The following is a 24737-nucleotide window of genomic DNA, read 5'->3' as shown; positions in this document are numbered from 1 at the left end:
CCCCTACATCCAGGAGACGAGCATGTCCGCTGTACCCGACGAAGTCCTCAAGTACGTTGCCGCCGACAAGGACGAGGATCCCCAGGAAACCGCCGAATGGCTCGAAGCGCTGGATGGCGTGATTTCGACGGTCGGCCCTGATCGCGCCCACTACCTGATCGAAAAGCAGATCGAATTCGCCCGCGTGCATGGCGAGCATCTGCCGTTCTCGGCGAACACGCCGTACATCAACACGATCCCCGTCGCCAATCAGGTGCAGAACCCGGGCGACCAGGACATCGAACACCGCATTCGCTCGTACACGCGCTGGAACGCCATGGCCATGGTGCTGCGTGCGGGCAAGCACACGAACGTGGGCGGCCACATCGCTTCGTTCGCCTCGGCGGCCACGCTTTACGACGTCGGCTACAACCACTTCTGGCGCGCGCCCTCGGCTGAGCATGGCGGCGACCTCGTGTTCGTGCAGGGCCACTCGTCGCCGGGCGTCTACTCGCGCGCGTTCCTGCTGGGCCGCCTGAGCGCGAACCAGCTCGACAACTTCCGCCAGGAAGTGGACGGCGGCGGCATTTCGTCGTATCCGCACCCGTGGCTGATGCCGGACTTCTGGCAGTTCCCGACCGTCTCGATGGGTCTCGGCCCGATCATGGCGATTTATCAGGCGCGCTTCATGAAGTACCTGCAGGCGCGCGGCATCGCCAAGACCGACGGCCGCAAGGTCTGGGCCTTCCTCGGCGACGGCGAGACGGACGAGCCGGAATCGCTCGGCGCGATCGGCATGGCCGGCCGCGAGCACCTGGACAACCTCGTGTTCGTCATCAACTGCAACCTGCAGCGTCTGGACGGCCCGGTGCGCGGCAACGGCAAGATCATCCAGGAACTCGAAAGCGAGTTCCGCGGTGCCGGCTGGAACGTGATCAAGGTCATCTGGGGCAGCCGCTGGGACGCCCTCTTCGCACGCGACAAGTCGGGCGCGCTGATGCGCCGCATGATGGAAGTCGTCGACGGCGAATACCAGACGTACAAGTCGGAGTCGGGCGCGTTTGTTCGCGAACACTTCTTCAATACGCCTGAGCTGAAGGCACTCGTCGCCGACTGGTCCGACGACGACATCTGGAACCTGAACCGCGGCGGCCACGACCCGCACAAGATCTACGCGGCGTTCCATCAAGCCCAGCACGCGAAGGGTCAGCCGACCCTCATCCTCGCGAAGACGATCAAGGGCTATGGCATGGGCGAAGCCGGCCAGGCCATGAACATCACCCACCAGCAGAAGAAGATGCAGGTGGATCAGCTCAAGAAGTTCCGCGACCAGTTCCGCCTGCCGATCACGGACGAGCAGATCGTCGACGTGCCGTACCTCACGTTCGAGGAGGGTTCGAAGGAACTGGATTACATGCGCCAGAAGCGCATGGATCTCGGCGGTTACCTGCCGGCTCGCCGCCAGAAGGCCGAGTCGCTGCCGGTGCCGGCGCTCGACGCGTTCGAGCCGCTGCTCAAGGGCACGGGCGAAGGCCGCGAGATCTCCACGACGATGGCGTTCGTGCGGATCCTGAACATCCTCTTGAAGGACAAGGCGCTCGGCAAGCGCGTCGTGCCGATCGTGCCGGACGAGTCGCGTACCTTCGGTATGGAAGGCCTGTTCCGCCAGATCGGTATCTGGAACCAGGAAGGCCAGAAGTACGTGCCGGAAGATTCCGACCAGCTGATGTTCTACAAGGAATCGCAGACGGGCCAGATTCTCCAGGAAGGCATCAACGAAGCCGGCGGCATGTGTGACTGGATCGCAGCCGCGACGTCGTACTCGACGCACGGCGAGATCATGGTGCCGTTCTACATCTTCTATTCGATGTTCGGCCTCCAGCGCATCGGCGACCTGGTGTGGGCGGCGGGCGACATGCGTTCGCGCGGCTTCCTGCTGGGCGGCACGGCTGGCCGCACGACGCTCAACGGCGAAGGTCTGCAGCACGAAGACGGCCACTCGCTCCTGTGGGCCGCTTCGGTGCCGAACTGCGTGAACTACGACCCGACGTTCGGCTATGAACTCGCGGTCATCATGCAGGACGGTCTGCGCCGCATGGTGCAGGAGCAGGAAGACGTGTTCTATTACATCACCGTGATGAACGAGAACTACGAGCACCCGGCAATTCCGCAGGGCGAGCACGTGGCGGCCGACATCATCAAGGGCATGTACGCGTTCCGCAAGGGCGCCGACAACGCCAAGGCGCCGCGCGTGCAGCTCATGGGCGCGGGCACGATCTTCAACGAAGTGATTGCCGCGGCCGACCTGCTGAAGAACGACTGGGGCGTCGAAGCCGACCTCTGGAGCGTGCCGAGCTTCACCGAACTCGCACGTGAAGGTCACGAAGTCGAACGCTGGAACCTGCTGCACCCGAGCGAGCCGCGCCGCGAATCGCACGTCGAGAAGCTGCTCAAGGACACGCAAGGTCCGGTCATCGCCTCGACCGACTACGTGCGTGCGCTGGTCGACCAGATCCGTGGTCTCGTGCCGCGCAAGTTCGTGGTGCTCGGCACCGACGGCTTCGGCCGCTCGGACACGCGCGAAAAGCTGCGTCACTTCTTCGAAGTCGATCGTTACTGGACCACGGTTGCGGCGCTCAACGCGCTCGCGGACGAAGGCAAGATCGAGCGCAAGGTGGTTGGCGAAGCCATCGCCAAGTACAACCTCGATCCGTCCAAACCCAACCCGATGACCGTCTAACCCATCACCCCTGTGCATGGCATGTGCGCCTCCCCGAAGCGGGGAGGCGTGTCGTATGCGGCCCCGGAGACACTAACAATGAGTCAAGCGATCGAAGTCAAGGTGCCGGACATCGGCGATTACAAGGACATTCCTGTAATCGAGGTGCTGGTGAAGGCGGGCGATACCGTCGAAAAAGAGCAGTCCCTCATCACGCTCGAATCGGACAAGGCAACGATGGATGTGCCGAGCCCGGCGTCGGGCACGGTCAAGGAAGTGAAGGTCAAGGTCGGCGACAACGTGTCGGAAGGCTCGCTCGTGCTGGTCCTCGACGGCGCTGGCGCCGCTGCGGCTCCTGCTGCCGCGCCTGCCCCGGCACCGGCTGCCGCTGCCCCGGCTCCCGCCGCTGCACCCGCACCGGCCGCCGCACCCGCACCGGCCGCCGCACCCGCCGCTGCCGCGAGCGGCGGCGTGCAGTCCGTCAAGGTCCCCGACATCGGCGACTACAAGGACGTACCGGTCATCGAGATCGGCGTGAAGGTTGGCGACCGCGTCGAGAAGGAGCAGTCGCTCGTCACGCTCGAATCGGACAAGGCGACGATGGACGTGCCGAGCCCGGTGGCTGGCGTCGTCAAGGAAATCAAGGTCAAGGTCGGCGATAACGTGTCGGAAGGCACCGAGATCGTCATCGTCGAAGCCGAAGGCGCTTCGGCTGCGGCCGCCGCACCCGCGCAGAAAGCGCCGGTCGAACAACCGTCCGACTCGCCGCAAGCCGCACCGGCCAAGCCCGCGCCGGCCGCACCGTCGGCGCTCGCACAGGCGCCGATCATTCCGGCAGGCGAAGGCGGCGCGCGCCGTCCGAGCCACGCTTCGCCTTCCGTGCGCAAGTTCGCGCGCGAGCTCGGCGTGGATGTTGGCCGCGTGGCGGGCACGGGCCCCAAGGGCCGCATCACGCAGGACGACGTCACCGCGTTCGTGAAGGGCGTGATGACGGGCGCGCTGGCGGCACCGGCTGCGGCTGCTGCCGCTCCGGCGGGCGGCGGCGCGGGCCTGAACCTGCTGCCGTGGCCGAAGGTCGACTTCACGAAGTTCGGCCCGATCGACACGCAACCGCTCTCGCGCATCAAGAAGATCTCGGGCGCGAACCTGCACCGCAACTGGGTCATGATCCCGCACGTCACGAACAACGACGAAGCGGACATCACCGACCTCGAAGCGCTGCGTGTGCAGCTGAACAAGGAAAACGAGAAGGCGGGCGTGAAGTTCACGATGCTCGCGTTCGTCATCAAGGCCTGCGTCGCCGCGCTCAAGAAGTTCCCGGCGTTCAATGCGAGCCTCGACGGCGACAACCTCGTCTTCAAGCAGTACTACCACATCGGTTTCGCCGCCGACACGCCGAATGGCCTCGTCGTGCCGGTGATCCGCGACGCGGACAAGAAGGGTCTTGTCGACATCGCCAAGGAAATGGCCGAGCTCTCGAAGCTCGCGCGCGAAGGCAAGCTCAAGCCGGACCAGATGCAAGGCGGCTGTTTCTCGATCTCGTCGCTCGGCGGCATCGGCGGCACGCATTTCACGCCGATCATCAACGCGCCGGAAGTGGCGATCCTCGGCCTGTCGAAGAGCGCGATGAAGCCGGTGTGGGACGGCAAGCAGTTCGTGCCGCGCCTCACGCTGCCGCTGTCGCTCTCGTACGATCACCGCGTGATCGACGGTGCAGCTGCCGCGCGCTTCAACGCGTACCTCGCTTCGATCCTCGGCGATTTCCGCCGCGTGATTCTGTAAAACCGATCTGACCGGCTCGCGCCGCCGCGCCGCACGTTCATGACGTGTGCGCTGCGGCAGGCGCGGCCGGTCATCCTTTAGGGGTAGGGGACACCATGAGTCTCGTCGAAGTGAAAGTGCCGGATATCGGCGACTTCAAGGACATCGACGTCATCGAAGTCAACATCAAGGCGGGTGACGTCATCGAGAAAGAGCAGACGCTGCTCTCGCTCGAGTCGGACAAGGCCACGATGGAAGTGCCCAGCGACGTCGCCGGCACCGTCAAGGAAGTGAAGATCAAGGCCGGCGACAAGGCTTCGCAAGGCACGGTGATCGCGCTGGTCGAAGCCGCCGTTGGCGCGGCCGCGCCTGCGCCGAAGGCCGAAGCGCCCAAGGCCGCTGAAGCGCCCAAGGCTGCCGAAGCGCCGAAAGCTGCAGCGCCGGCACCGCAAGCCGGCAGCTTCAGCGGCAGCGCCGACGTCGAATGCGACATGCTCGTGCTTGGCGCCGGCCCCGGCGGCTACTCGGCAGCGTTCCGCTCCGCCGACCTTGGTATGAAGACCGTGCTGGTCGAGCGTTATTCGACGCTCGGCGGCGTGTGCCTGAACGTGGGTTGCATTCCGTCGAAGGCGCTGCTGCACACCGCGCTCGTGATCGACGAAGCCGAAGCGCTCGGCTCGCACGGCATCACGTTCGGCAAGCCGCAGATCGATCTGGACAAGCTGCGCGACTTCAAGTCGGGCGTCGTCAAGAAGCTCACGGGCGGCCTCGCCGGCATGGCGAAGGCGCGCAAGGTCGAAGTCGTGACGGGCCTGGGCGCGTTCCTCGATCCGAACCACATGGAAGTGGTGGGCGAGAGCGGCAAGAGGATCGTCAAGTTCAAGCAGGCGATCATCGCTGCCGGCTCGCAAGCCGTGAAGCTGCCGTTCATGCCGGAAGACCCGCGCGTGGTCGATTCGACCGGCGCGCTGGAACTGCGTCAGATTCCGCAGAAGATGCTCGTGATCGGCGGCGGCATCATCGGCCTGGAAATGGCGACTGTCTACGCGACGCTTGGTGCGCAGATCGACGTCGTGGAAATGCTCGACGGCCTGATGGCCGGCGCGGACCGCGATCTCGTGAAGGTCTGGGAAAAGTACAACGCGAAGCGCTTCGCGAACGTCATGCTCAAGACCAAGACCACGAAGGCCGAGGCGAAGGACGACGGCATTTACGTGTCGTTCGAGGGTGAGAAGGCGCCGGCCGAACCGCAGCGCTACGACCTCGTGCTGGTCGCCGTGGGTCGCTCGCCCAACGGCAAGAAGATCGGCGCGGACAAGGCCGGCGTGGCGGTGACGGATCGCGGCTTCATCGAAGTCGACAAGCAGATGCGCACCAACGTGCCGCACATCTTCGCGATCGGCGATGTGGTCGGCCAGCCGATGCTCGCGCACAAGGCCGTGCATGAAGGCCACGTGGCGGCGGAAGCGGCGCACGGCGAGAAGGCATACTTCGACGCACTGCAGATTCCGTCGGTGGCCTACACCGATCCGGAAGTGGCGTGGGCCGGCAAGACCGAAGAGCAGTGCAAGGCCGAAGGCATCAAGTACGGCAAGGCGGTGTTCCCGTGGGCCGCTTCGGGCCGCGCGATCGCTAACGGCCGCGACGAGGGCTTTACCAAGCTGATCTTCGACGAAGAGACGCATCGCGTGATCGGCGGCGGTATCGTCGGCCTGAACGCGGGTGACCTCATCAGCGAAGTGTGCCTCGCCGTGGAAATGGGCGCGGACGCAACCGACATCGGCAAGACGATCCACCCGCACCCGACGCTGGGCGAGTCGATCGGCATGGCTGCCGAACTGTATGAGGGTGTCTGCACCGACCTGCCGCCGCAGAAGAAGTAAGTTCGTGTCGCGCCGCTCGTTGCGGCGCGCACGAAGAAACGGCGCACTCCGTGAGGAGTGCGCCGTTTGCTTTTGGGGTAACGCTCGGTGCTGCGGGAGTGCTACGAGAGGCGCCGGAGCGTAAAAAAAGATTCCCGGTCGGCGACCGGGCAAGTGACATGCCGGGCGGCATGCCGGAGCGTTCAGGTCCGGCGCACGGTGCGCCGCGGCTTCTGCGAGCGCACCGGTTCAATATGCAACGTTCAGACCGTCTTCTTGGCCGAAGCGGCAGCCGAGCGCGACGCCTGGGCGGCAGCCTTGCTCGCAGCAGCGGTGGCGGCGTTGAAGTTGCTTTCCGCCATTTCCACGGCTTGCTTCGTAGCCTTGTGGACCGTTTCGTAGGTCGTGTTCGCGGCGTTGATGGCCGACTTGATCACGGCAACTGCGGTTTCCGAGCCAGCCGGTGCGTTCTTCGCGACGTTGTCGACGAGCGATTGAACCTTGCGGTTCTGCTCTTCGTAGTGGGCTTCGGCGACCTTCGCAAACTCAGCCTGGGTGGCCGAGGCGATTTCATACACATGACGGCCGTACGACAGCAGCTTTTCGGTCAGCGGCTGGGCATAGCTCGTTTGCAGGGCCAGGAATTCCTGCGCGTCCTTCACCGACAGTGCGCGCTGGGCGTGTTCCTGCGATTCCGCCAGATTCGAGCGGACAGCCTGAAGGTTCAATTCGACGAGCTTTTCCACGCCTTCGAATGCCTTGCCGGTGAGGCCGAACAGGGTTTCGAGGTTGGCTTTCTGGGCAGCGGCGAATTGCTCAGGGGTCAGCAGACTCATGTTTACGCTCCTGTATGTCGGCGGCCTTCGTGGGTCGCCTGAAGTAAGTGGCACGGCGCTGGTGCTCTGTCACTCGCTTTGTGCGTCGCAACATTGACTCGATTTTAGGATGCTCCGGAAGAAAGTCAAGGCTTTTTGGTGCGTCGCACAATGTCGATAATTTATTATTAAACAGTCACTTATGCCTCGCGCATGGCGCAGGTGCGACAACGGCGCCGACGCCCCAAGGCGCTGGCGCCACGGCGGGTTGCGGGCGGCGGCGGGTAGGGTGGGGCAAGCGCGGAAACGCGGCTTCTGGCAAGATGCGGCATGGATCACATGAACGCGCCTATGGGATTTGTCCTGGGTGCGTACACCAAATTCCTACATGGAACGTTAATGATCCATTGCGGTCGAACGCGCGTCGCGCGGCACGGCGGCACTGGTGGTCAGGCAATCTCACCCGTATCTTCCTCAGTTCAAGTTCCGTACGACGAACGCCGTTAACGCAGCAAGCGCACTGTGCGTGCGCCGCAAACGTTATCAGCAGGCGGCGCCGTGGCGAGAGGAGCGGCTTGGGCAATTGTCTGACTCCATCGAATGCGAGAAGTGCATTGGCCAGCTCAATCGAAGGTCATACTTCGGTTTAATGAGCGCCGATAAGTGCTTCAATTTGCGAATTTTTCGTGGTTTTACTACACTTGGCGAACGATCCCGCCGCTCCATCAAGAACACCAATGAAATCCGACAAGCTCCTGTCGTTCTCACTGATGCCGTCGTCGGTTATCAGCACCGCGTTGTCGGTTGCTGTTTCCGTCGCGATCAGTGCGACGCTCGTGGCGCCTGAGGGCGCCTTTGCTGCGTCGCAAGACGCTGCACCGGCCAAAACGGCCAAGGCGAAAAAGGCCACCAAGAAGGTTGCGAAGGCTGAGCCGGAATCGGCAAAGGCCACCAAAAAGGCGGGCGCAACCCGTACCGTCGCCGCGAAAGACGACGATGCGCGTCCGGTGGCGAAAAAGCGCCGCGTCACTTATACGATGAACGGCCGCCATCATTCGGCGGTGCGCCGTGTCGCGTTCGAACCGCGCCAGCCGACCGTCGGTCAGGCGTTCGGTCTGCACGAGACGCCTGACTCGCTGATGCTGCGCTCGGGCGTTGCGTACGTGGTCGACCAGAACACGCTCGAACCGCTGTTCGACAAGAACTCGCACGCCGTCGTGCCGATCGCCTCGATCTCGAAGCTCATGACGGCGATGGTCGTGCTCGACTCGAAGGAGTCGCTCTCGGAGCAAATCGAAGTCACGGACGAAGATCGTGACTACGAAAAGAACACGGGCTCGCGTCTTTCCGTGGGCTCGGTGCTCTCGCGCGAAGACATGCTGCACATCGCGTTGATGGCCTCGGAAAACCGTGCGGCGGCAGCGCTCTCGCGCTATTACCCGGGTGGCCGTCCGGCGTTCATCGCGGCGATGAACGCGAAGGCAAAGCAACTCGGCATGACCGATACGCACTTCGAGAATTCCACGGGGCTCACGAGCCACAACGTCTCGACCGCGCGTGACCTCGTGAAGATGGTGAATGCGGCCTACCAGTACCCGATGATTCGCCAGTTCTCGACCGACCGCAGCTACGACGTGTTCACGGGCAAGCGCAACCTCGCCTACAACAGCACGAATGCGTTGGTCCGCAATGCGTCGTGGGACATCGGTTTGCAGAAGACGGGCTTCATCAACGAAGCGGGTGAATGCCTCGTCATGCAGACGACGGTTCACAATCGTCCGGTGATCATGGTCCTGCTCGATTCGAGCGGCAAGTATTCGCGCTTCGCGGATGCAACGCGCGTACGCACGTGGCTCGACAATGGCGGCGCCGACCAGCAGCCGCGCATTACGAGCGCCGACGCAGGCGGTCCTGGCACCTGATCCCAGTCGTTTCCGATTTACCCGATAAGCGCCCCGCAACTGCGGGGCGTTTTGCTTTCTGATGCGTGGTGGTCGTCCTATGACGATCGGCAGACTGTCTCGTCGTTTGGTTCGTCGGCAACATTGCCCGGTGAGTACCTGGCGCCCAATCTCGCCTGGCTTTTGTGCCCGGCGATATGAGGTTTTGATGGTTGTCAATTGACAACCAATCCGACGATGCATACACTGAGTTTGTCGATGAGAAGTTCGCACCCAAAGAAAGAGATCGAAGCCGTGCTTGCTTACGCCGAGAAACAAGGCTGGTTAGTTCAGCCAGGTAAAGGCCACGGGCACGCGTGGGGTCGCATGTACTGCCCATACAACGATGCCGCCTGTCGTTGCGGGGAATTCTGCATCACGAGCATCTGGAGCACGCCGCGTAACGCGGGCAATCATGCCCATGTGCTCAAACGAGTGGTCGAGAATTGCACGACCCATCGTAACAACGCGGCAGCCGCGTGTGCGGCGGCCGTCGTGCCGGAGTAACGCATGGATTATCTGTTCACTCTCAAGTACCAACTGCCGGCCGAAGACAGCGATCACGAGGCGCTCGTGGAGCGCCTCGCCGCCGCGGGCTGCGACGACGCGACAATCGGCGTGGGGTTGCCAGGTCGAATCGCGCTGACGTTCATGCGCGACAGTGCGAATGCATGGTCGGCAATCTATTCGGCGCTGCAAGACGTCAAGAAGGCGGTGCCTGCGGCGCGCCTCGTAGAAGCCGCGCCAGATTTCGTCGGCTTGACCGATGCCGCCGACTTGACCGGCATGTCGCGCCAGAACTTGCGCAAGCTGATGCTCGGGCACGCGGCGGAGTTTCCCCAGCCCGTGCACGAGGGCAATCCGTCGCTATGGCATCTGAGCGACATCCTGGCCTGGCTGAAGGGGCGCAACGGATACAGCATCGACTCGGCGCTGCTTGAAACGGCGCGCACGGCGAAGCAGGTGAATCTCGCAAAAGAAGCGCGCCATCTCGATACGAAGCTGAATCGCAAGCTCGATGAACTGGTGGCGTGAGGACGCCGGCGAGCCAAAAAAAAAGCGGAGGGCACGCCTCCGCTCTTCTCGATTCTGCCTCGCCCTGACTTCACGCGGGTTGCGCGTTGCCTTCAGCGGGCTCCGCGTGATAGCCCAGCGACTCCGAAATCGTGAGCGCCGTCTTGCTCAATTGACCGAGCCACGAATCTTGCAGCCGATCCGCGGGCGCGGAGAGCGAAAGGCCTGCCACGAGCTTGCCGGTATCGTCGTAGATGCCAGCGGCGATGCACCGTACGCCGAGTTCGAGCTCCTCGTTGTCACGTGCGCAGAATTGCTGGCGTACGTGGGCGAGTTCGCGCTCGAGGCGTCCAAGGTCGGTAATGCTGTTGCGCGTATGGCCCGAAAGGCCGGTGCGCGTGGCGTAAGCGCGCACGCGGTTCGCTTCGTCGGCGGCGAGAAAGAGCTTGCCGACCGAAGTGAGGTGCAGCGGGGCCCGCCCGCCAATGGCGCGCACCACCTGCATGCCCGAGCGCTCCGAGTAGGCGCGTTCGATATAGACGATTTCGTCGCCCTGGCGCACAGAGAGGTTGACGGTCTGACCCGTGAGGCGGTGCAGTTCGCGCATCGGTGTGAGCGCCGCGTCGCGCACGGAAAGGCGTGCCTTCACGAGGTTGCCGAGTTCGAGCAGCCGCATGCCAAGCCGGTAGGTGCCCGGGTCGGAGCGGTCGACGAGCCGGCAGCTCACCATATCGTTCAGGATGCGGTGCGCAGTCGAAGGGTGCAGTTCGGTGCGCTGCGCAAGTTCCTTCAGGCTGACCGGGTCGCTGTGCGCGGCCAGCGCGTCGAGCAGGCGCATCATGCGCTCGATCACCTGAATCGAGGTCTTCGGATCTGGATGGGTGTCGCTCATGAGTTCAGATTCGTTTGACGCTTGAGGCGGAAATGCATTGTATCTCGTATTGTGAAAAAAGTAAGCGGTAGGGCGGAGGCTTGTGCTGCGCTGCGGCGGGCCGGCGAGGGTGATGCAGACCCGCGTTGGTCGTGGCGACGAAACAGCGGATAATCGGGGACGGTTTTAACGAGGAGTCCCCATGCGAGTCGGTTTGTTCGTCACGTGCCTCATCGACACGATGCGTCCGGAAATTGGCTTTTCGGCGCTCAAATTGCTCGAAGAGGCAGGCTATGAAGTCGTCGTGCCGCCTGCGCAGACCTGCTGCGGCCAGCCGGCCTACAACTCAGGCGAGCGCGCGCTCGCGCGTGATCTCGCGGAAAAGACGCTGCGCGAATTCGAGCAGTTCGACTATGTCGTCGTCCCATCGGGCTCCTGCGGCGGCATGATCCGCGTGCACTACGGCGACCTGTTCCGCGACGATCCGGAACTGATGGGGCGTTACGGCAAGTTGCGTGAGCGCGTCTACGAACTCACGGATTTCCTCGTCAACGTCGCGAAGGTCACGCTGCCGCAAGGGGAGTTCAGCGGGCCGGTGACCTACCACGACTCGTGCTCGGGCCTGCGTGAACTTGGCGTGAAGGCACAGCCGCGCACATTGCTAGCCCAGCGCGGCGTCGAAGTGCATGAGATGAAGGATTGCGAGCACTGCTGTGGCTTCGGCGGCACCTTTGCCGTGAAGTACGGTGACATCTCGACGGCCATTGCCGACGAAAAATGCGCAAATGTTCAAGCGAGCGGCACGGGCGCCGTGGTGCTCGGCGACCTCGGCTGCATGCTGAATATCGAAGGCCGCCTGCGCCGCACCGGCGACACCGCCACGCGCGTGCTGCACGTCGCCCAGGTGCTGGCAGGCGACGTGTGATGCGCCGCTGGTTGCCATCGCGCATTTTGCGCGCAATCCACGAATAGCCCCGACCCCGCCGAAAACCGCACAACATCGCCCACACGCCATGCAAGTCCAATCGATGCAGTTCAAGGCGCGCGCCGGTCAGAAGCTGGCCGATGAGCGCCTGCAGCATAACCTCAAGAAGCTCTCGACGAAATTCGTCTCGGCGCGCGCCGAGGCGATCACCGCGATCGATTTCCCCGCCACGCGCGCAGCGCTCAAGGCGCGCCGCAACCGCGCGCTCGAGAATCTCGATGTCTGGCTCGAACAGTTCGAAACCGAGGCAACGCGGCGCGGCGTGACCGTGCTCTACGCGGAAACCGCGCAGGATGCGGCGAAGCTCGTCGCGGACATCGCGCGGCGCCACGGCGTGCACAAGGTCATCAAGACCAAGTCGATGGTTTCGGAGGAAATGCGGCTCAATACGGTGCTCGCGGAAATGGGCGTGCAGTCTATCGAGACCGATCTGGGCGAGTACATCCTGCAGATCAACGACAACGAGCCGCCGAGCCACATCATTGCGCCCGTTGTCCACAAGGACAAGGACGAGATCGCCGATCTCTTCGCGAAAACGCACGACAAGCCGCGCCTGACCGAAATCCCCGATATGACGCGTGAGGCGCGTGAAGTCCTGCGTCCGCATTTTCTCTCGGCGGACATGGGCGTGACGGGTGGTAACTTCCTCGTCGCGGAAACCGGCTCTGTCGTGCTCGTGACCAACGAAGGCAACGAGGGCATGTGCACGGTGATGCCGCGCGTGCATGTGGCGGTGACGGGCATCGAGAAGGTGCTGCCTACGCTCGAAGACCTCGCCACGGCCATGCGTCTGTTGCCGCGCTCGGCAACGGGGCAGGCCACGTCGAACTATTTCTCGGTTTTGACGGGCCCGCGCGGCCCCGAAGACCAGGACGGCCCGGAGCATATGTATGTCGTACTCGTGGACGGCGGCCGCACTGGCCTGATTGGCGGGGACTTCCAGGAGATGCTGCGCTGCATCCGTTGCGGGGCGTGCATGAACCACTGCCCGGTCTATCAGAAGGTGGGCGGCCATGCGTACGGCTGGGTCTACCCCGGACCGATGGGCTCCGTGCTCACGCCAAGCTACGTCGGTCTCGAAAAGACGCTCGATCTTCCTCAGGCCGCTACGCTCTGCGGCGAGTGCAATAGCGTCTGCCCGGTGGGCATTCCGCTGTCGGACTTGCTGCGCAAACTGCGCGAGAAGCAAACGGAGCGGCATCTACGCCCGTGGCGCGAGCGTGCGGCGCTCGCCGCCTGGGGCTGGCTCGCGCTGCATCCAACGGCCTACGCATTGCTCACCAAACTCGGCGTGCGGATCCTGGAGCGCATGGGCGGCCAGGCCCGGCTCATTCGCAAGCTGCCATTTGCGCGTGGCTGGACCAACGGGCGCGACATGCCCGCGCCGGTCGGCCGCACGTTCCGCGAGCTGTACGCGGCGCGGCACACGCATCTGGACACGACAAAGCGTCCCGAACAGGCCTGACGCGCGCCCATCGGTCAAGTTCAGGTCGCCGACTATTTAAGCTGGCGCAACAGTGTGTTCGTCCGGACCGGGTTTTTCCTGATTGCGACTCTCTATATCATCTCGACTGGCGATAGTGCGTCCGCACCTGTCGCTCCACAGTCGATAGAGAGTCGCATCATGAGAAAGAAAATAACGGTGTACTGGCCGCTGGCGCTGATCGTGCCGCTCGCGGTGATCGCATGGGTTCATGCATGGAAAACCGCCGAGCAGCAAATGCCGCTCGCAGCCGATCAGGTCACGGCGGAACTTGCGCGCGCGGTCTCGTATGGCCTCGTGGGCAGCGAAGGCAAGACGCCGGTGAAGGCAATGAACGGTATCGCGCCGCTGCCGCGAGCGAGCGCGATCTGACGAGCGCGCTGGCGTCAACGCGCAGCGCGCGCTTCGTGCGCTTTGTATAATTCAAGATTCGCCTGCGCGCAAAGAACGCCGACCGCTGTTTCAGCCCCCACGAATGAAAAAGGTTTCCGTCTGCTTCGTTTGTCTTGGCAACATCTGCCGCTCGCCCACGGCTGAGGCCGTGATGTTGCGCCTCGTGGATGAAGCGGGGTTGGCGGGGCACGTTGAGGTCGATTCGGCGGGCACGGGTGACTGGCACATCGGCGAGGCACCCGACGCGCGCGCGCAGCGGGCAGGCGGCCAGCGCGGCTACGATCTCGCGCCGTTGCGCGCCCGCCAGATCGCTGCCGAGGACTTCGGCCGCTTCGACCTGATCGTGGCGATGGACGACGCGAACGTCACCGCGCTTCAGGATGTCTGCCCGGCGAGCGAGCGCGACAAGATCCGTTTGTTGATGGAGTTCGCACCGCAGGCCCAAGCGCGGGTGGTAGTCGATCCCTATTTCGGCGGCGACGCAGGCTTCGAAATGGTGCTCGATCAGTGCGAGGCTGCCTGCGCGGGTCTGCTCGCCGCATTGCGTGGGCAACTGGCGGACTGAGATGAGCGGCGCGGATCTGCCGGATGCAGAAATCGCGCCATTTTTGGGATTCGCAGCGCACCTAATAACCCAGATCGCGACGTTGATACTTGACTAAACTAGTCATGTATTTATACTTGACGAAAATTGTCGAGAATTGCGGTTCCCCTACATCATGAGACTCACCACCAAAGGCCGTTTCGCCGTCACGGCGATGATTGACCTGGCCCTGCGCCAGGAGCAGGGCCCGGTGACGCTTGCGGGTATCAGCCAGCGGCAGCATATCTCGCTGTCGTACCTCGAACAGCTGTTCGGCAAGCTGCGCCGTCATGAAATCGTCGAATCGGTCCGCGGGCCGGGCGGCGGGTACAACCTCGCGCGTCGCGCGGAGGATGTCACGGTCGCGGACATCATCATCGCTGTGGACGAACCGCTCGACGCCACGCAGTGCGGCGGCAAGGGCGCCTGCGAGGGCACCAAGCAGCACGACGGCCACTGCATGACGCACGAACTCTGGTCGACGCTGAACCAGAAAATGGTCGAGTACCTCGATTCGGTGTCGCTCAAGGATCTGGTGGACAAGCAGCGCGCCCGCGAAGGCGCCGCGCCCGCCGTCCTGCGCGACCGCCGCGCCGAGGCGCCGCCGGTGGAGCCGGTCAGGGCGGTGCCGCTAGGTCCGAACTCGATCTTCAACATGGCGGGTTCGTAGCCCCTTCGAGCGCCGCCAGAACGCCGTAGTTGGCCGCAGTTGACAATACAGACAGTACAGCGCAGCACACAAGATTCCCCGGAGCGATAGATGAATAACGACATTCCCCACCTGCCCATTTACATGGACTACAGCGCGACGACCCCCGTCGACCCGCGCGTGGTGGACAAGATGATTCCGTATCTGCGTGAGCAGTTCGGCAATCCGGCGTCGCGCAGCCACGCTTATGGCTGGGACGCGGAGCATGCTGTCGAGGAAGCGCGCGAGCAGGTCGCCGCGCTCGTCAACGCCGACCCGCGCGAAATCATCTGGACCTCCGGCGCGACCGAATCGGACAACCTCGCAATCAAGGGCGCCGCGCACTTCTACAAGAGCAAGGGTAAGCACATCATCACGGTCAAGACCGAGCACAAGGCCGTGCTCGACACCTGCCGTGAACTCGAGCGCGAAGGCTACGAAGTCACCTATCTGGACGTCAAGGACGACGGCCTGATCGACCTCGACGTGTTCAAGGCCGCACTGCGTCCCGACACGATCCTCGTTTCCGTCATGCACGTGAACAACGAGATCGGCGTGATCCAGGACATCGAGACGATCGGTGAGATCTGCCGCGAGAAGGGCATCATTTTCCACGTCGATGCCGCGCAGTCCACGGGCAAGGCGCCCATCGACCTGCAAAAGCTCAAGGTCGACCTGATGTCGTTCTCGGCGCACAAGACCTACGGCCCGAAGGGCATCGGCGCGCTGTACGTGCGTCGCAAGCCGCGCGTGCGCATCGAAGCGCAGATGCACGGCGGCGGTCACGAGCGCGGCATGCGCTCGGGCACGCTGGCTACGCACCAGATCGTCGGCATGGGCGAAGCGTTCCGCATCGCGCGTGAAGAGATGGCCACGGAAAACGAGCGCGTGCGCATGCTGCGCGACAAGCTCCTGCGCGGCCTGAAGGAAATCGAAGAAACGTATGTGAACGGCGACATGGAACAGCGTGTCCCGCACAACCTGAACATCAGCTTCAACTTCGTCGAAGGCGAGTCGCTGATCATGGCGGTCAAGGACGTGGCGGTGTCGTCGGGTTCGGCTTGCACGTCTGCGTCGCTCGAGCCGTCGTATGTGCTGCGCGCGCTCGGCCGCAACGACGAACTGGCGCACAGCTCGATCCGCTTCACGGTGGGCCGCTTCACGACGGAACAGGACGTCGATTACGTCATCAACCTGCTGAAGACGAAGATCGCCAAGCTGCGCGAGCTGTCGCCGCTGTGGGAAATGCACCAGGACGGCATCGATCTGTCGACCATTCAGTGGGCGGCGCACTAAGGCTTTCGCGGCGCAGTCAGCATCGCGTAGTTGCATCGAAAACGAACCGGCCGCAGCGCAATGAGCAGAGCACTGCATGCAGCGCGGCCAACGAATTGAAGGAGTGTGATCATGGCATATAGCGACAAGGTTCTGGACCACTACGAAAACCCGCGCAACGTCGGCTCGTTCGCCAAGGACGACGACGCGGTCGGCACCGGCATGGTCGGCGCGCCCGCGTGCGGCGACGTGATGAAGCTGCAGATCCGCGTGGGCGCGGACGGCGTGATTGAAGACGCGAAGTTCAAGACCTACGGCTGCGGCTCGGCGATCGCTTCGAGCTCGCTCGTGACCGAGTGGGTGAAGGGCAAGACGCTCGACCAGGCCCTCGACATCAAGAACACGCAGATCGCCGAAGAACTGGCGCTGCCGCCGGTGAAGATCCACTGCTCGATTCTCGCGGAAGACGCAATCAAGGCAGCGGTCGCGGATTATCGCCAGCGTCACACGACTGAAGCGAAGGCCGACGCGGCGTAAGCGCGGCAGCGTCGATGCAGGAAGGCGCCGGACCATGGGGTGCGGCGCTCTGGGACTAACGATTTTGGATGCAGCAGGGTTGCGTCGCGACGCAAGGCAAGGCGAAAGCCGAACCCGGCGGCGCGAGGCGCGGCGAAGATGCTATGGCAATTACGTTGACTGAAAAAGCGGCACAGCACGTGCAAAAGTACCTGACCCGTCGCGGCAAGGGCGTGGGCCTGCGTCTTGGCGTGCGCACGACGGGCTGCTCGGGCCTCGCGTACAAGCTCGAGTACGTCGACGAGCTAGCGCCCGAGGACAACGTCTTCGAGAGCCACGGCGTGAAGGTCATCGTCGACCCGAAGAGCCTTGCCTATATCGACGGCACGCAGCTCGACTTCGTGCGCGAAGGCCTGAACGAAGGCTTCCGGTTCAACAACCCGAATGTGAAGGACGAGTGCGGCTGCGGCGAGTCCTTCCGCGTTTGAGCCCGCGTCGAGCGGTGAAAAGGCGGCCTGTGCCGCCTTTTTGATTTTGATGGCCCTGTGATAGCCCTACCCGAACGTTCCAGCCGATGAGCACGCCTTCCACGTCTACCCGATCGCTCTCCGACAGCCACTTCGTGCTGTTCGGACTGCCCGAGCAGTTCGCGATCGATGCGAACGCGCTCGACCACGCCTACCGCACGGTGCAGGCGCAGGTGCATCCCGACCGTTTCGCCGCGGCCGGCGAGGCGCAAAAGCGCATCGCCATGCAATGGGCCACGCGCACGAACGAGGCGTACCAGACGCTGCGCGATCCGCTCAAGCGCGCGAAGTATCTGCTGCATTTACGCGGTATCGACGTTGGCGCAGAGAACAACACGGCGATGGAGCCTGCGTTCCTCATGCAGCAGATGGAGTGGCGCGAGGCGATCGAAGACGCGGTCGGCGCGAAGAATGTCGACGCGCTCGATGCGCTCGCGGGCGAACTGCGCGACGACGAACGCGTGCGCTTCACGAAGCTCGCGGCGCTGCTCGACAGCGGCTCGAACCAGCCGGCCGCCGAGGCGGTGCGCCAGCTCATGTTCATTGAGCGCGTGGCGGGCGAGATCGACTCGCAGATCGAGCGTCTCGAAGGCTGAAGCGGATATCGGGCGCTCGCGCTCATCAGGTTTAAAGCAGGTTAAAAAGCAGATTACACAGATGGCATTACTGCAAATCTCCGAACCCGGCATGGCGCCGGCGCCGCATCAGCGGCGACTCGCCGTCGGCATCGACCTCGGCACGACGAACTCGCTGGTCGCAGCGGTGCGCAGCGGCGTGCCCGACGTGCTGCCCGACGAAGACGGCCACGTGCTGCTGCCTTCGGTCGTGCGCTATCTGGCGAAGGGCGGCCGCCGCATCGGCCGCGCGGCGAAGGCGGAAGCCGCCACCGATCCGCGCAACACGATCGTGTCGGTCAAGCGCTTCATGGGCCGCGGCAAGTCCGAAGTCGAAGGCGCGGCGAACGCGCCATACGATTTCGTCGACGCGCCGGGGATGGTGCAGATCCAGACCGTAGACGGCGTGAAGAGCCCCGTTGAAGTCTCGGCGGAGATTCTCGCGACGCTGCGCCAGCGCGCCGAAGACACGCTCGGCGACGAACTCGTCGGCGCCGTCATCACGGTGCCCGCGTACTTCGACGAAGCGCAGCGCCAGGCGACCAAAGACGCCGCGCGTCTCGCGGGCCTGAACGTGCTGCGTCTGCTCAACGAGCCGACCGCGGCGGCGATTGCCTACGGGCTCGACAACGGCGCCGAAGGCCTCTATGCGGTCTATGACCTCGGCGGCGGCACGTTCGACCTGTCGATTCTCAAGCTCACGAAGGGCGTGTTCGAAGTGCTGGCGGCCGGCGGCGATTCGGCGCTCGGCGGCGACGATTTCGACCACGCGCTTTTCGCGTATGCGCTGGAGCAGTCCGGAATCGAGCGCGCGAGCCTCGCGCCCGAAGACGTGCGCCTGTTGCTCGATCGCGTGCGCGACGCGAAGGAAGCGCTCTCGTCCGCGCCCGAGGCGCGCATCGAGGCGAGCCTGTCGAGCGGCAAGCAGATCGCGTTGACAATCGACGAGCCGCGCTTCGAAACGCTCACGCAAGCGCTCGTGCAGCGCACCCTTACGCCGACGAAGAAGGCGCTGCGCGACGCAAAGGTCGCCGCAAAGGACGTGAAGGGCGTAGTGCTGGTCGGCGGCGCGACGCGCATGCCGGTCATCCGCCGCGCCGTGGAGCAGCACTTCGGCCAGGCGCCGCTTACGAATCTCGACCCGGACCAGGTCGTCGCGCTTGGCGCGGCGATCCAGGCCGACCTGCTCGCGGGCAACCGCGGTGGCGAGGACGATTGGCTGCTGCTCGACGTCATTCCGCTGTCGCTCGGTGTGGAGACGATGGGGGGCCTCGTCGAGAAGATCATCCCGCGCAATTCGACCATTCCGGTCGCGCGCGCGCAGGACTTCACGACCTTCAAGGACGGCCAGACGGCCATGGCGATTCACGTCGTGCAAGGCGAGCGAGAACTGGTCGCCGACTGCCGCTCGCTCGCGCGTTTCGAGTTGCGCGGCATTCCGCCGATGGCGGCGGGCGCGGCGCGTATTCGCGTGACTTACCAGGTGGATGCGGACGGCCTCTTGTCCGTGTTCGCGCGCGAGCAGCTCTCGGGCGTGGAAGCGTCGGTGGTGGTGAAGCCGTCCTACGGTCTCGCCGATGACGACGTGGCCCGCATGCTCGAAGACAGCTTCAAGACTGCCGAAGTCGACATGCGCGCCCGCGCGCTGCGCGAGGCACAGGTCGAGGCGCAACGCATCATCGAAGCGACGAACGCCGCTTTGGGCGCCGATGGCGAACTGCTCGACGAAGCCGAGCGTGCGCAAGTCGACGCGCTGATCGCCGCGCTCGCGCAAGTCGCGCAGGGCGACGACGCCGGCGCGATCGAAGCGGCGACGAAGGCGCTCTCCGAAGGCACCGACGAGTTTGCCGCGCGCCGGATGAACAAGGGCATCAAGCGCGCGCTGGCGGGCAAGAAGCTCGACGAGATCGGCTGAAGCCGCGGTTAAAAGCGTGGCTGAAACCTCAACAGCTTAAAGGGGAACGCGTCGTTAGCAAACGGCGCGCGCGTGCGTGCTTTCCCGATGTGGCGGAGCACGCACCGACAGTAGAATGGGCACATGCCGCCGTCGGAGGCGGGGCATGCGCCCGATATGAAAGTTATTGGATACGGAAATCACAATGCCTCAAATCGTGGTGCTGCCCCATGTCGAACTGTGCCCTGAGGGTGCGGTCATCGACGCCAAGCCGGGCGAGAGCGTGTGCGACGCGCTGCTCGAACACGGTATCGAAATCGAGCACGCATGCGAGAAGTCGTGCGCCTGCACGACCTGTCACGTGATCGTGCGCGAAGGTTTCGATGCGCTCGTGCCGTCCGAGGAAGACGAAGACGATCTCCTCGACAAGGCGTGGGGACTCGAGCCGACGTCGCGGCTGTCGTGCCAGGCCATCGTGCCTGCGAACGACGATCTGGTGGTCGAGATTCCGCGTTACTCGATCAACCATGCGAAGGAAAACCACTGAGCCACTGAACATCAGGAGGAGCGCGCAGCCATGAAATGGACCGATACGCAGGACATCGCGATGGCCTTGACGGACACCCATCCAGAAGTGGACCCGCAGTACGTGCGCTTCACCGATCTGCACCGCTGGATCACGCAGCTCGACGGCTTTGACGACGACCCCGAGCGCTCGAACGAGAAGATCCTCGAGGCGATCCAGGCGGCGTGGATCGAAGACGCGGACTATTGATTCCCGGCACACCCGCGAAGCAGACGAGAAGACGAGAAAAAGGCGATTTGCCCTTACGGCAAATCGCCTTTTTTATTGCGCGGCTACCTTCCCGGTGTCTGCGCGATCAACCCGCGACCAGCGTGCCGTTCTCCACGCGCACGCGCGCGCCCTGCTGGAACGGCGGCGCTTCGTGATACGTGAAGTAGCGCGTCTTGCCGTTCTCCATGCGCACGCGCACCGAATAGGTTGTCGTGCTGCGCAGGTGCTTTTCGACCGAGTTGCCCGCGAAGCCGCCACCGAGTGCGCCTAGCAACGTCATGGCCGTGCGGCCGTTACCCGAGCCGAACTGGTTGCCGACCACGCCGCCGGCCACCGCGCCGCCCACTGCGCCGATACCGGTGCCGTGGCCTTCTTGCTTGGTCTCGGAAATCGCAACGACCGTGCCGCACGTCGAACACGCGGGCTGGGCGGGCGGCGCTTCCTGTGCGTACTGCTGTTGCGATGGCTGCGGCGGCTGGCCAGGCTGTTGACCATATTGCTGCGCAGGCGCGACGGGCACGGCCGCTGGCTGTTGAGCCTGTACCGGCGCCGGTTGCGTCTCGGTGGGCGCATTCTGGTCGTTCTGCGCGTATTGCGAAGCCTGCACCGGCCTCGTCGAGTCGACGACAGGCGGCTGTGAAGCCGTCATGGACGTCTGGCCTGTCTGCACTTGAGCGCTTTGCCCGTCGGTGCCGGAAGCTTTCGGGAAAACGCCGGTGATGGCTGCGGTGGCCGCGAGGCTCGCAACGATGACGGCCGCCGCCGCGGTTGCGATCAACGGGTGGAGGCGGCGTTTCGGTGTGGTTGGATCAGTTGTGTTCATGACAGGCTCCGTCTTTGGCAGAGTTGGCTCGCTTGTGAGACTTGTGAGACCCAGTGTGAGCCAATCCAATTCTGTGAGCGTTTCAATTTGTAACCCGGCGCATCGGCGGCATTGTGACGAAAAGTGCGCAATCGTCGCGCAGCGTTGCACAGCGCGGTTTTCCACGCTGGCGCAATTGATGTGCCCGTTTCAGCCGTTGCGCTAGCCGGCAGATCTTACCGATGGTTACAAACCTGGGCGTTGAGATGCCATAAAGAAACGGGGCGCATGCGGTGTGAACCGCATGCGCCCCGTCATGTCAGGCAGAGCTTGCGCTTAGTCTTCGCGGCGCAGGTGCGGGAAGAGGATCACGTCACGGATGCTCGCGCTGTCCGTGAGCAGCATGATCAGGCGGTCGATGCCGATGCCGCAGCCGCCCGTCGGGGGCATGCCGTACTCGAGCGCGCGGATGTAGTCGGCGTCGTAGAACATCGCTTCTTCGTCGCCGGCGTCCTTCTGCTCGACCTGCTTCTTGAAGCGGGCGGCCTGGTCTTCCGGATCGTTCAGCTCCGAGAAACCGTTGGCGATCTCGCGGCCCGTGATGAACAGCTCGAAGCGCTCGGTAATGCCCGGCAGCGTGTCCGAGGCGCGAGCAAGCGGCGAGACTTCGACGGGGTAGTCGATGATGTAGGTCGGCTCCCACAGCTGCGACTCGGCGGTTTCTTCGAAGAGCGCCAGTTGCAGCGAACCCACGCCCGCATTCAGGAACTGCGGCTGGTTTGCGTCCACGCCGAACTTCTTCAGTTCCGAGCGCAGGAAGGCGGCGTCGGCGAGTTGCTCGTTCGTGTACTGCGGCGCGTACTTCTGGATCGCCTGGACGATCGTCAAGCGATGGAACGGCTTCGAGAGGTCGAGCTCGCGGCCCTGATACGTCAGCACGGCGGTGCCGCTCGCGTCGATGGCGGCCTGGCGGATCAGCTGCTCGGTGAAGTCCATGAGCCACGCGTAGTCGGTGTACGCCGCGTAGAACTCCATCATCGTGAATTCCGGATTGTGACGCGGCGAAACGCCTTCGTTACGGAAATTCCGGTTGATTTCGAACACGCGCTCGAAGCCGCCCACGATCAGACGCTTCAGATACAGCTCGGGCGCGATGCGCATGAACATCTGCATGTCGAGCGCGTTGTGGTGCGTGACGAACGGCTTGGCGGCCGCGCCGCCCGGGATCGGGTGCAGCATCGGCGTTTCGACTTCCATGAAGTCTGCGTTCGCCATGAAGTTGCGCACCGACGAGATTGCCTTGGTGCGCGCCTGGAACGTCTGACGCGCTTCGGGCGTGACGATCAGGTCGACATAGCGCTGGCGATAGCGCATTTCCTGGTCGGAGAGGCCGTGGAACTTGTCCGGCAGCGGACGCAGCGCCTTCGAGAGCAGGCGCAGTTCCGTGCAGCGCACCGAAAGCTCGCCCTTGTTGGTGCGAAACAGCACGCCCGTGGCCGCGACGATGTCGCCCAGGTCCCACTTCTTGAACGCTTCGTAGGTGGCTTCGCCCACGTCGGCGGGCGTGATGAAGAACTGGATCTGGCCCGAGCCGTCGCGCACCGTGGCGAAGCTCGCCTTGCCCATCACGCGCTTGAGCATCATGCGGCCGGCGATCGCGACTTCGAGCGGATTGGCTTCGAGTGCGTCCTTGTCGGTGTCGGCGTAGTCGCGCTGCAGGTCGGCGGCGTGGTGGGTGGGGCGGAAGTCGTTCGGATAGGCGACGCCTGCCTCGCGCAGTGCGCGCAGTTTCTCGCGGCGCTCGGCGATGATCTGGTTGTCGTCGAGTTCGGGCGCGGCGCTGGGCGCGTTCTGCTGGGTCGGTTCGGTCATGATGGCTCGGAGTTCTTTGATTCGCAGGTGTTTCGGCGAGTTTTCGGGGCGGCGGCCCCGGCATGGTCCTTCGCGGGACACGGCGCGCACTGCGCGCAGATAAGCGGACTTCGGTTCCTGCTGCGCGCCGCATGCCTCGTAGTCGAGGCGGGCGGCGCAGCAGGAGAGGGCGGCATGCGGTGATCTGCAGCGCCCGTGACGTGCGGCAAGCTTACACGCCCTGTTTCAGGCTCGCGCTGATGAAGGCGTCGAGATCGCCGTCGAGCACGGCCTTGGTGTTGCTGATTTCGACGTTGGTGCGCAGGTCCTTGATACGGCTGTTGTCGAGCACGTAGGAGCGGATCTGGTGGCCCCAGCCCACATCCGACTTGCCCGCTTCGAGCTTGTCCTGTTCCGACTGACGCTTGCGCATTTCGGCTTCGTACAGGCGCGATTTGAGCATGGCCATGGCTTCGGCGCGGTTGCGGTGCTGCGAGCGGTCGTTCTGGCACTGCACGACGATGCCCGACGGCACGTGCGTGATACGCACGGCGGAGTCGGTCTTGTTGATGTGCTGACCGCCCGCGCCCGAAGCGCGGTACGTGTCGATGCGCAGATCGGCCGGATTGACTTCGATCTCGAACGAATCGTCGATTTCCGGATACACGAACACCGACGAGAACGACGTATGACGGCCGCCCGACGAATCGAACGGCGACTTGCGCACGAGGCGGTGAATGCCGGTTTCGGTGCGCAGGAACCCGTAGGCGTATTCGCCTTCGACCTTGATCGTCGCGCTCTTGATGCCGGCCACGTCGCCTTCGGACTCTTCGAGCACTTCGGTCTTGAAGCCCTTGCGTTCGCAGTAGCGCACGTACTGGCGCAGCAGCATGGAAGCCCAGTCGCACGCCTCGGTGCCGCCGGCGCCGGCCTGGATGTCGATGAACGCGTTGTTCGGGTCGGCCGGATTCGCGAACATGCGGCGGAACTCGACGTCGGCGACGCGTGCTTCGATCGCGTGAGTGTCGGTTTCGATGGCGACGAGCGTGTCCTCATCGCCTTCCTCGCGGGCCATCTCGAAGAGATCCTGCGTGTCGCGCGTGTCGTTCTCGATGCCGTCGAGCACGTGCACGACGCCCTCGAGCAGCTTCTTTTCCTTGCCGAGACCCTGGGCGTGCTTGGCGTCGTTCCAGACGTTGGGGTCTTCGAGTTCGCTGTTGACTTCGACGAGCCGTCGGGCTTTTACGTCGTAGTCAAAGATACCCCCGTAGCTCGCCCGCGCGCATGCGCAGGTCCGCCAAAAGGGCTTCGATCGCGTTGAGACGTTCCGCTTCCATTTGTGTCGTGATCCGGCGTGTAAAATATTGAA

23 protein-coding genes are annotated in these 24737 nt (G+C 63.9%); 18 read left to right on the top strand and 5 right to left on the bottom strand.

Annotated elements, in window-relative coordinates:
* Positions 1-22 precede the first annotated feature (22 nt).
* The 3 genes from aceE to lpdA all read left to right on the top strand — a co-directional run bounded on the left by aceE (position 23) and on the right by lpdA (position 6342).
* On the top strand, positions 23-2719 hold the full coding sequence (gene aceE, locus U5A58_RS12660; RefSeq protein WP_321961670.1) for a pyruvate dehydrogenase (acetyl-transferring), homodimeric type: 2697 nt from the start codon (positions 23-25) through the stop codon (positions 2717-2719).
* Positions 2720-2797: 78 nt separating this feature from the next.
* Positions 2798-4480, top strand: a complete 1683-nt coding sequence (gene aceF / locus U5A58_RS12655) for a dihydrolipoyllysine-residue acetyltransferase (RefSeq protein ID WP_321961669.1) — start codon at positions 2798-2800, stop codon at positions 4478-4480.
* 95 nt (positions 4481-4575) lie between these two features.
* The gene (lpdA, locus tag U5A58_RS12650) at positions 4576-6342 is read left to right on the top strand and encodes a dihydrolipoyl dehydrogenase (RefSeq protein ID WP_321961668.1); all 1767 of its coding nucleotides are present in this window, start codon (positions 4576-4578) and stop codon (positions 6340-6342) included.
* A gap of 242 nt (positions 6343-6584) precedes the next feature.
* On the opposite strand, the gene U5A58_RS12645 is transcribed toward lpdA, so the two are convergent.
* The gene (locus tag U5A58_RS12645) at positions 6585-7157 is read right to left on the bottom strand and encodes a phasin family protein (protein ID WP_042264853.1); all 573 of its coding nucleotides are present in this window, start codon (positions 7155-7157) and stop codon (positions 6585-6587) included.
* 716 nt (positions 7158-7873) lie between these two features.
* Here U5A58_RS12645 and pbpG point away from each other — a divergent pair.
* The 3 genes from pbpG (at position 7874) to U5A58_RS12630 (ending at position 10111) form a co-directional block, all read left to right on the top strand.
* The gene (gene pbpG, locus U5A58_RS12640; RefSeq protein ID WP_321934911.1) at positions 7874-9058 is read left to right on the top strand and encodes a D-alanyl-D-alanine endopeptidase; all 1185 of its coding nucleotides are present in this window, start codon (positions 7874-7876) and stop codon (positions 9056-9058) included.
* A 237-nt stretch (positions 9059-9295) separates the two neighbouring features.
* Complete coding sequence (locus tag U5A58_RS12635; RefSeq protein WP_321961667.1) at positions 9296-9583, top strand: hypothetical protein; 288 nt, start codon at positions 9296-9298, stop codon at positions 9581-9583.
* A gap of 3 nt (positions 9584-9586) precedes the next feature.
* Complete coding sequence (locus U5A58_RS12630) at positions 9587-10111, top strand: DNA-binding protein (protein ID WP_321961665.1); 525 nt, start codon at positions 9587-9589, stop codon at positions 10109-10111.
* 70 nt (positions 10112-10181) lie between these two features.
* Here the strand turns inward: U5A58_RS12630 and U5A58_RS12625 are convergent, their stop codons facing one another.
* On the bottom strand, positions 10182-10982 hold the full coding sequence (locus U5A58_RS12625; protein WP_321908974.1) for an IclR family transcriptional regulator: 801 nt from the start codon (positions 10980-10982) through the stop codon (positions 10182-10184).
* Between the two features lie 181 nt (positions 10983-11163).
* On the opposite strand from U5A58_RS12625, the gene U5A58_RS12620 reads away from it, so the two are divergent.
* From U5A58_RS12620 to iscX, 12 genes are all read left to right on the top strand, one after another.
* Positions 11164-11886, top strand: a complete 723-nt coding sequence (locus U5A58_RS12620; protein ID WP_321908971.1) for a (Fe-S)-binding protein — start codon at positions 11164-11166, stop codon at positions 11884-11886.
* Positions 11887-11974: 88 nt separating this feature from the next.
* On the top strand, positions 11975-13411 hold the full coding sequence (locus U5A58_RS12615; RefSeq protein WP_321961664.1) for a lactate utilization protein B: 1437 nt from the start codon (positions 11975-11977) through the stop codon (positions 13409-13411).
* Between the two features lie 159 nt (positions 13412-13570).
* The gene (locus tag U5A58_RS12610; RefSeq protein WP_321961663.1) at positions 13571-13801 is read left to right on the top strand and encodes a hypothetical protein; all 231 of its coding nucleotides are present in this window, start codon (positions 13571-13573) and stop codon (positions 13799-13801) included.
* 103 nt (positions 13802-13904) lie between these two features.
* Positions 13905-14387, top strand: coding sequence for a low molecular weight protein-tyrosine-phosphatase (locus U5A58_RS12605; RefSeq protein ID WP_321961662.1), 483 nt, complete (start codon positions 13905-13907; stop codon positions 14385-14387).
* A gap of 154 nt (positions 14388-14541) precedes the next feature.
* Complete coding sequence (iscR, locus tag U5A58_RS12600) at positions 14542-15075, top strand: Fe-S cluster assembly transcriptional regulator IscR (RefSeq protein ID WP_321908964.1); 534 nt, start codon at positions 14542-14544, stop codon at positions 15073-15075.
* A gap of 90 nt (positions 15076-15165) precedes the next feature.
* Positions 15166-16389 (top strand): IscS subfamily cysteine desulfurase, encoded by a 1224-nt coding sequence (locus tag U5A58_RS12595; RefSeq protein ID WP_321934908.1) that lies wholly within the window; start codon positions 15166-15168, stop codon positions 16387-16389.
* Between the two features lie 111 nt (positions 16390-16500).
* Positions 16501-16905 (top strand): Fe-S cluster assembly scaffold IscU, encoded by a 405-nt coding sequence (gene iscU, locus U5A58_RS12590; protein WP_028216879.1) that lies wholly within the window; start codon positions 16501-16503, stop codon positions 16903-16905.
* Between the two features lie 143 nt (positions 16906-17048).
* The gene (gene iscA, locus U5A58_RS12585; RefSeq protein ID WP_028210067.1) at positions 17049-17372 is read left to right on the top strand and encodes an iron-sulfur cluster assembly protein IscA; all 324 of its coding nucleotides are present in this window, start codon (positions 17049-17051) and stop codon (positions 17370-17372) included.
* 86 nt (positions 17373-17458) lie between these two features.
* On the top strand, positions 17459-18007 hold the full coding sequence (gene hscB / locus U5A58_RS12580) for a Fe-S protein assembly co-chaperone HscB (protein WP_321908959.1): 549 nt from the start codon (positions 17459-17461) through the stop codon (positions 18005-18007).
* Between the two features lie 61 nt (positions 18008-18068).
* Positions 18069-19940 (top strand): Fe-S protein assembly chaperone HscA, encoded by a 1872-nt coding sequence (hscA, locus tag U5A58_RS12575; protein WP_321961661.1) that lies wholly within the window; start codon positions 18069-18071, stop codon positions 19938-19940.
* Between the two features lie 184 nt (positions 19941-20124).
* On the top strand, positions 20125-20466 hold the full coding sequence (fdx, locus tag U5A58_RS12570; RefSeq protein ID WP_158757575.1) for an ISC system 2Fe-2S type ferredoxin: 342 nt from the start codon (positions 20125-20127) through the stop codon (positions 20464-20466).
* 30 nt (positions 20467-20496) lie between these two features.
* On the top strand, positions 20497-20694 hold the full coding sequence (gene iscX, locus U5A58_RS12565) for a Fe-S cluster assembly protein IscX (protein ID WP_028204168.1): 198 nt from the start codon (positions 20497-20499) through the stop codon (positions 20692-20694).
* Positions 20695-20800: 106 nt separating this feature from the next.
* Here iscX and U5A58_RS12560 read toward each other — a convergent pair whose 3' ends face one another.
* The 3 genes from U5A58_RS12560 to prfB form a co-directional block, all read right to left on the bottom strand.
* On the bottom strand, positions 20801-21538 hold the full coding sequence (locus tag U5A58_RS12560) for a glycine zipper 2TM domain-containing protein (RefSeq protein WP_321961660.1): 738 nt from the start codon (positions 21536-21538) through the stop codon (positions 20801-20803).
* Positions 21539-21853: 315 nt separating this feature from the next.
* A complete protein-coding gene (lysS, locus tag U5A58_RS12555) occupies positions 21854-23389 on the bottom strand; it encodes a lysine--tRNA ligase (RefSeq protein ID WP_321961659.1) in 1536 nt (511 codons plus the stop codon).
* Between the two features lie 211 nt (positions 23390-23600).
* Positions 23601-24705, bottom strand: a protein-coding gene (prfB, locus tag U5A58_RS12550) for a peptide chain release factor 2 (protein WP_321908951.1) whose coding sequence is annotated in 2 segments (ribosomal slippage) — positions 23601-24623 and positions 24625-24705 — 1104 coding nt in all. Because the reading frame shifts where the segments join, the coding sequence is not laid out codon by codon here.
* Positions 24706-24737: the final 32 nt, after the last annotated feature.

Source organism: Paraburkholderia sp. J7, assembly GCF_905220155.1.
Classification (GTDB): domain Bacteria; phylum Pseudomonadota; class Gammaproteobacteria; order Burkholderiales; family Burkholderiaceae; genus Paraburkholderia.
Note: the sequence above shows the minus strand (reverse complement) of the source record. Positions and strands in the feature narration are given on the sequence as shown.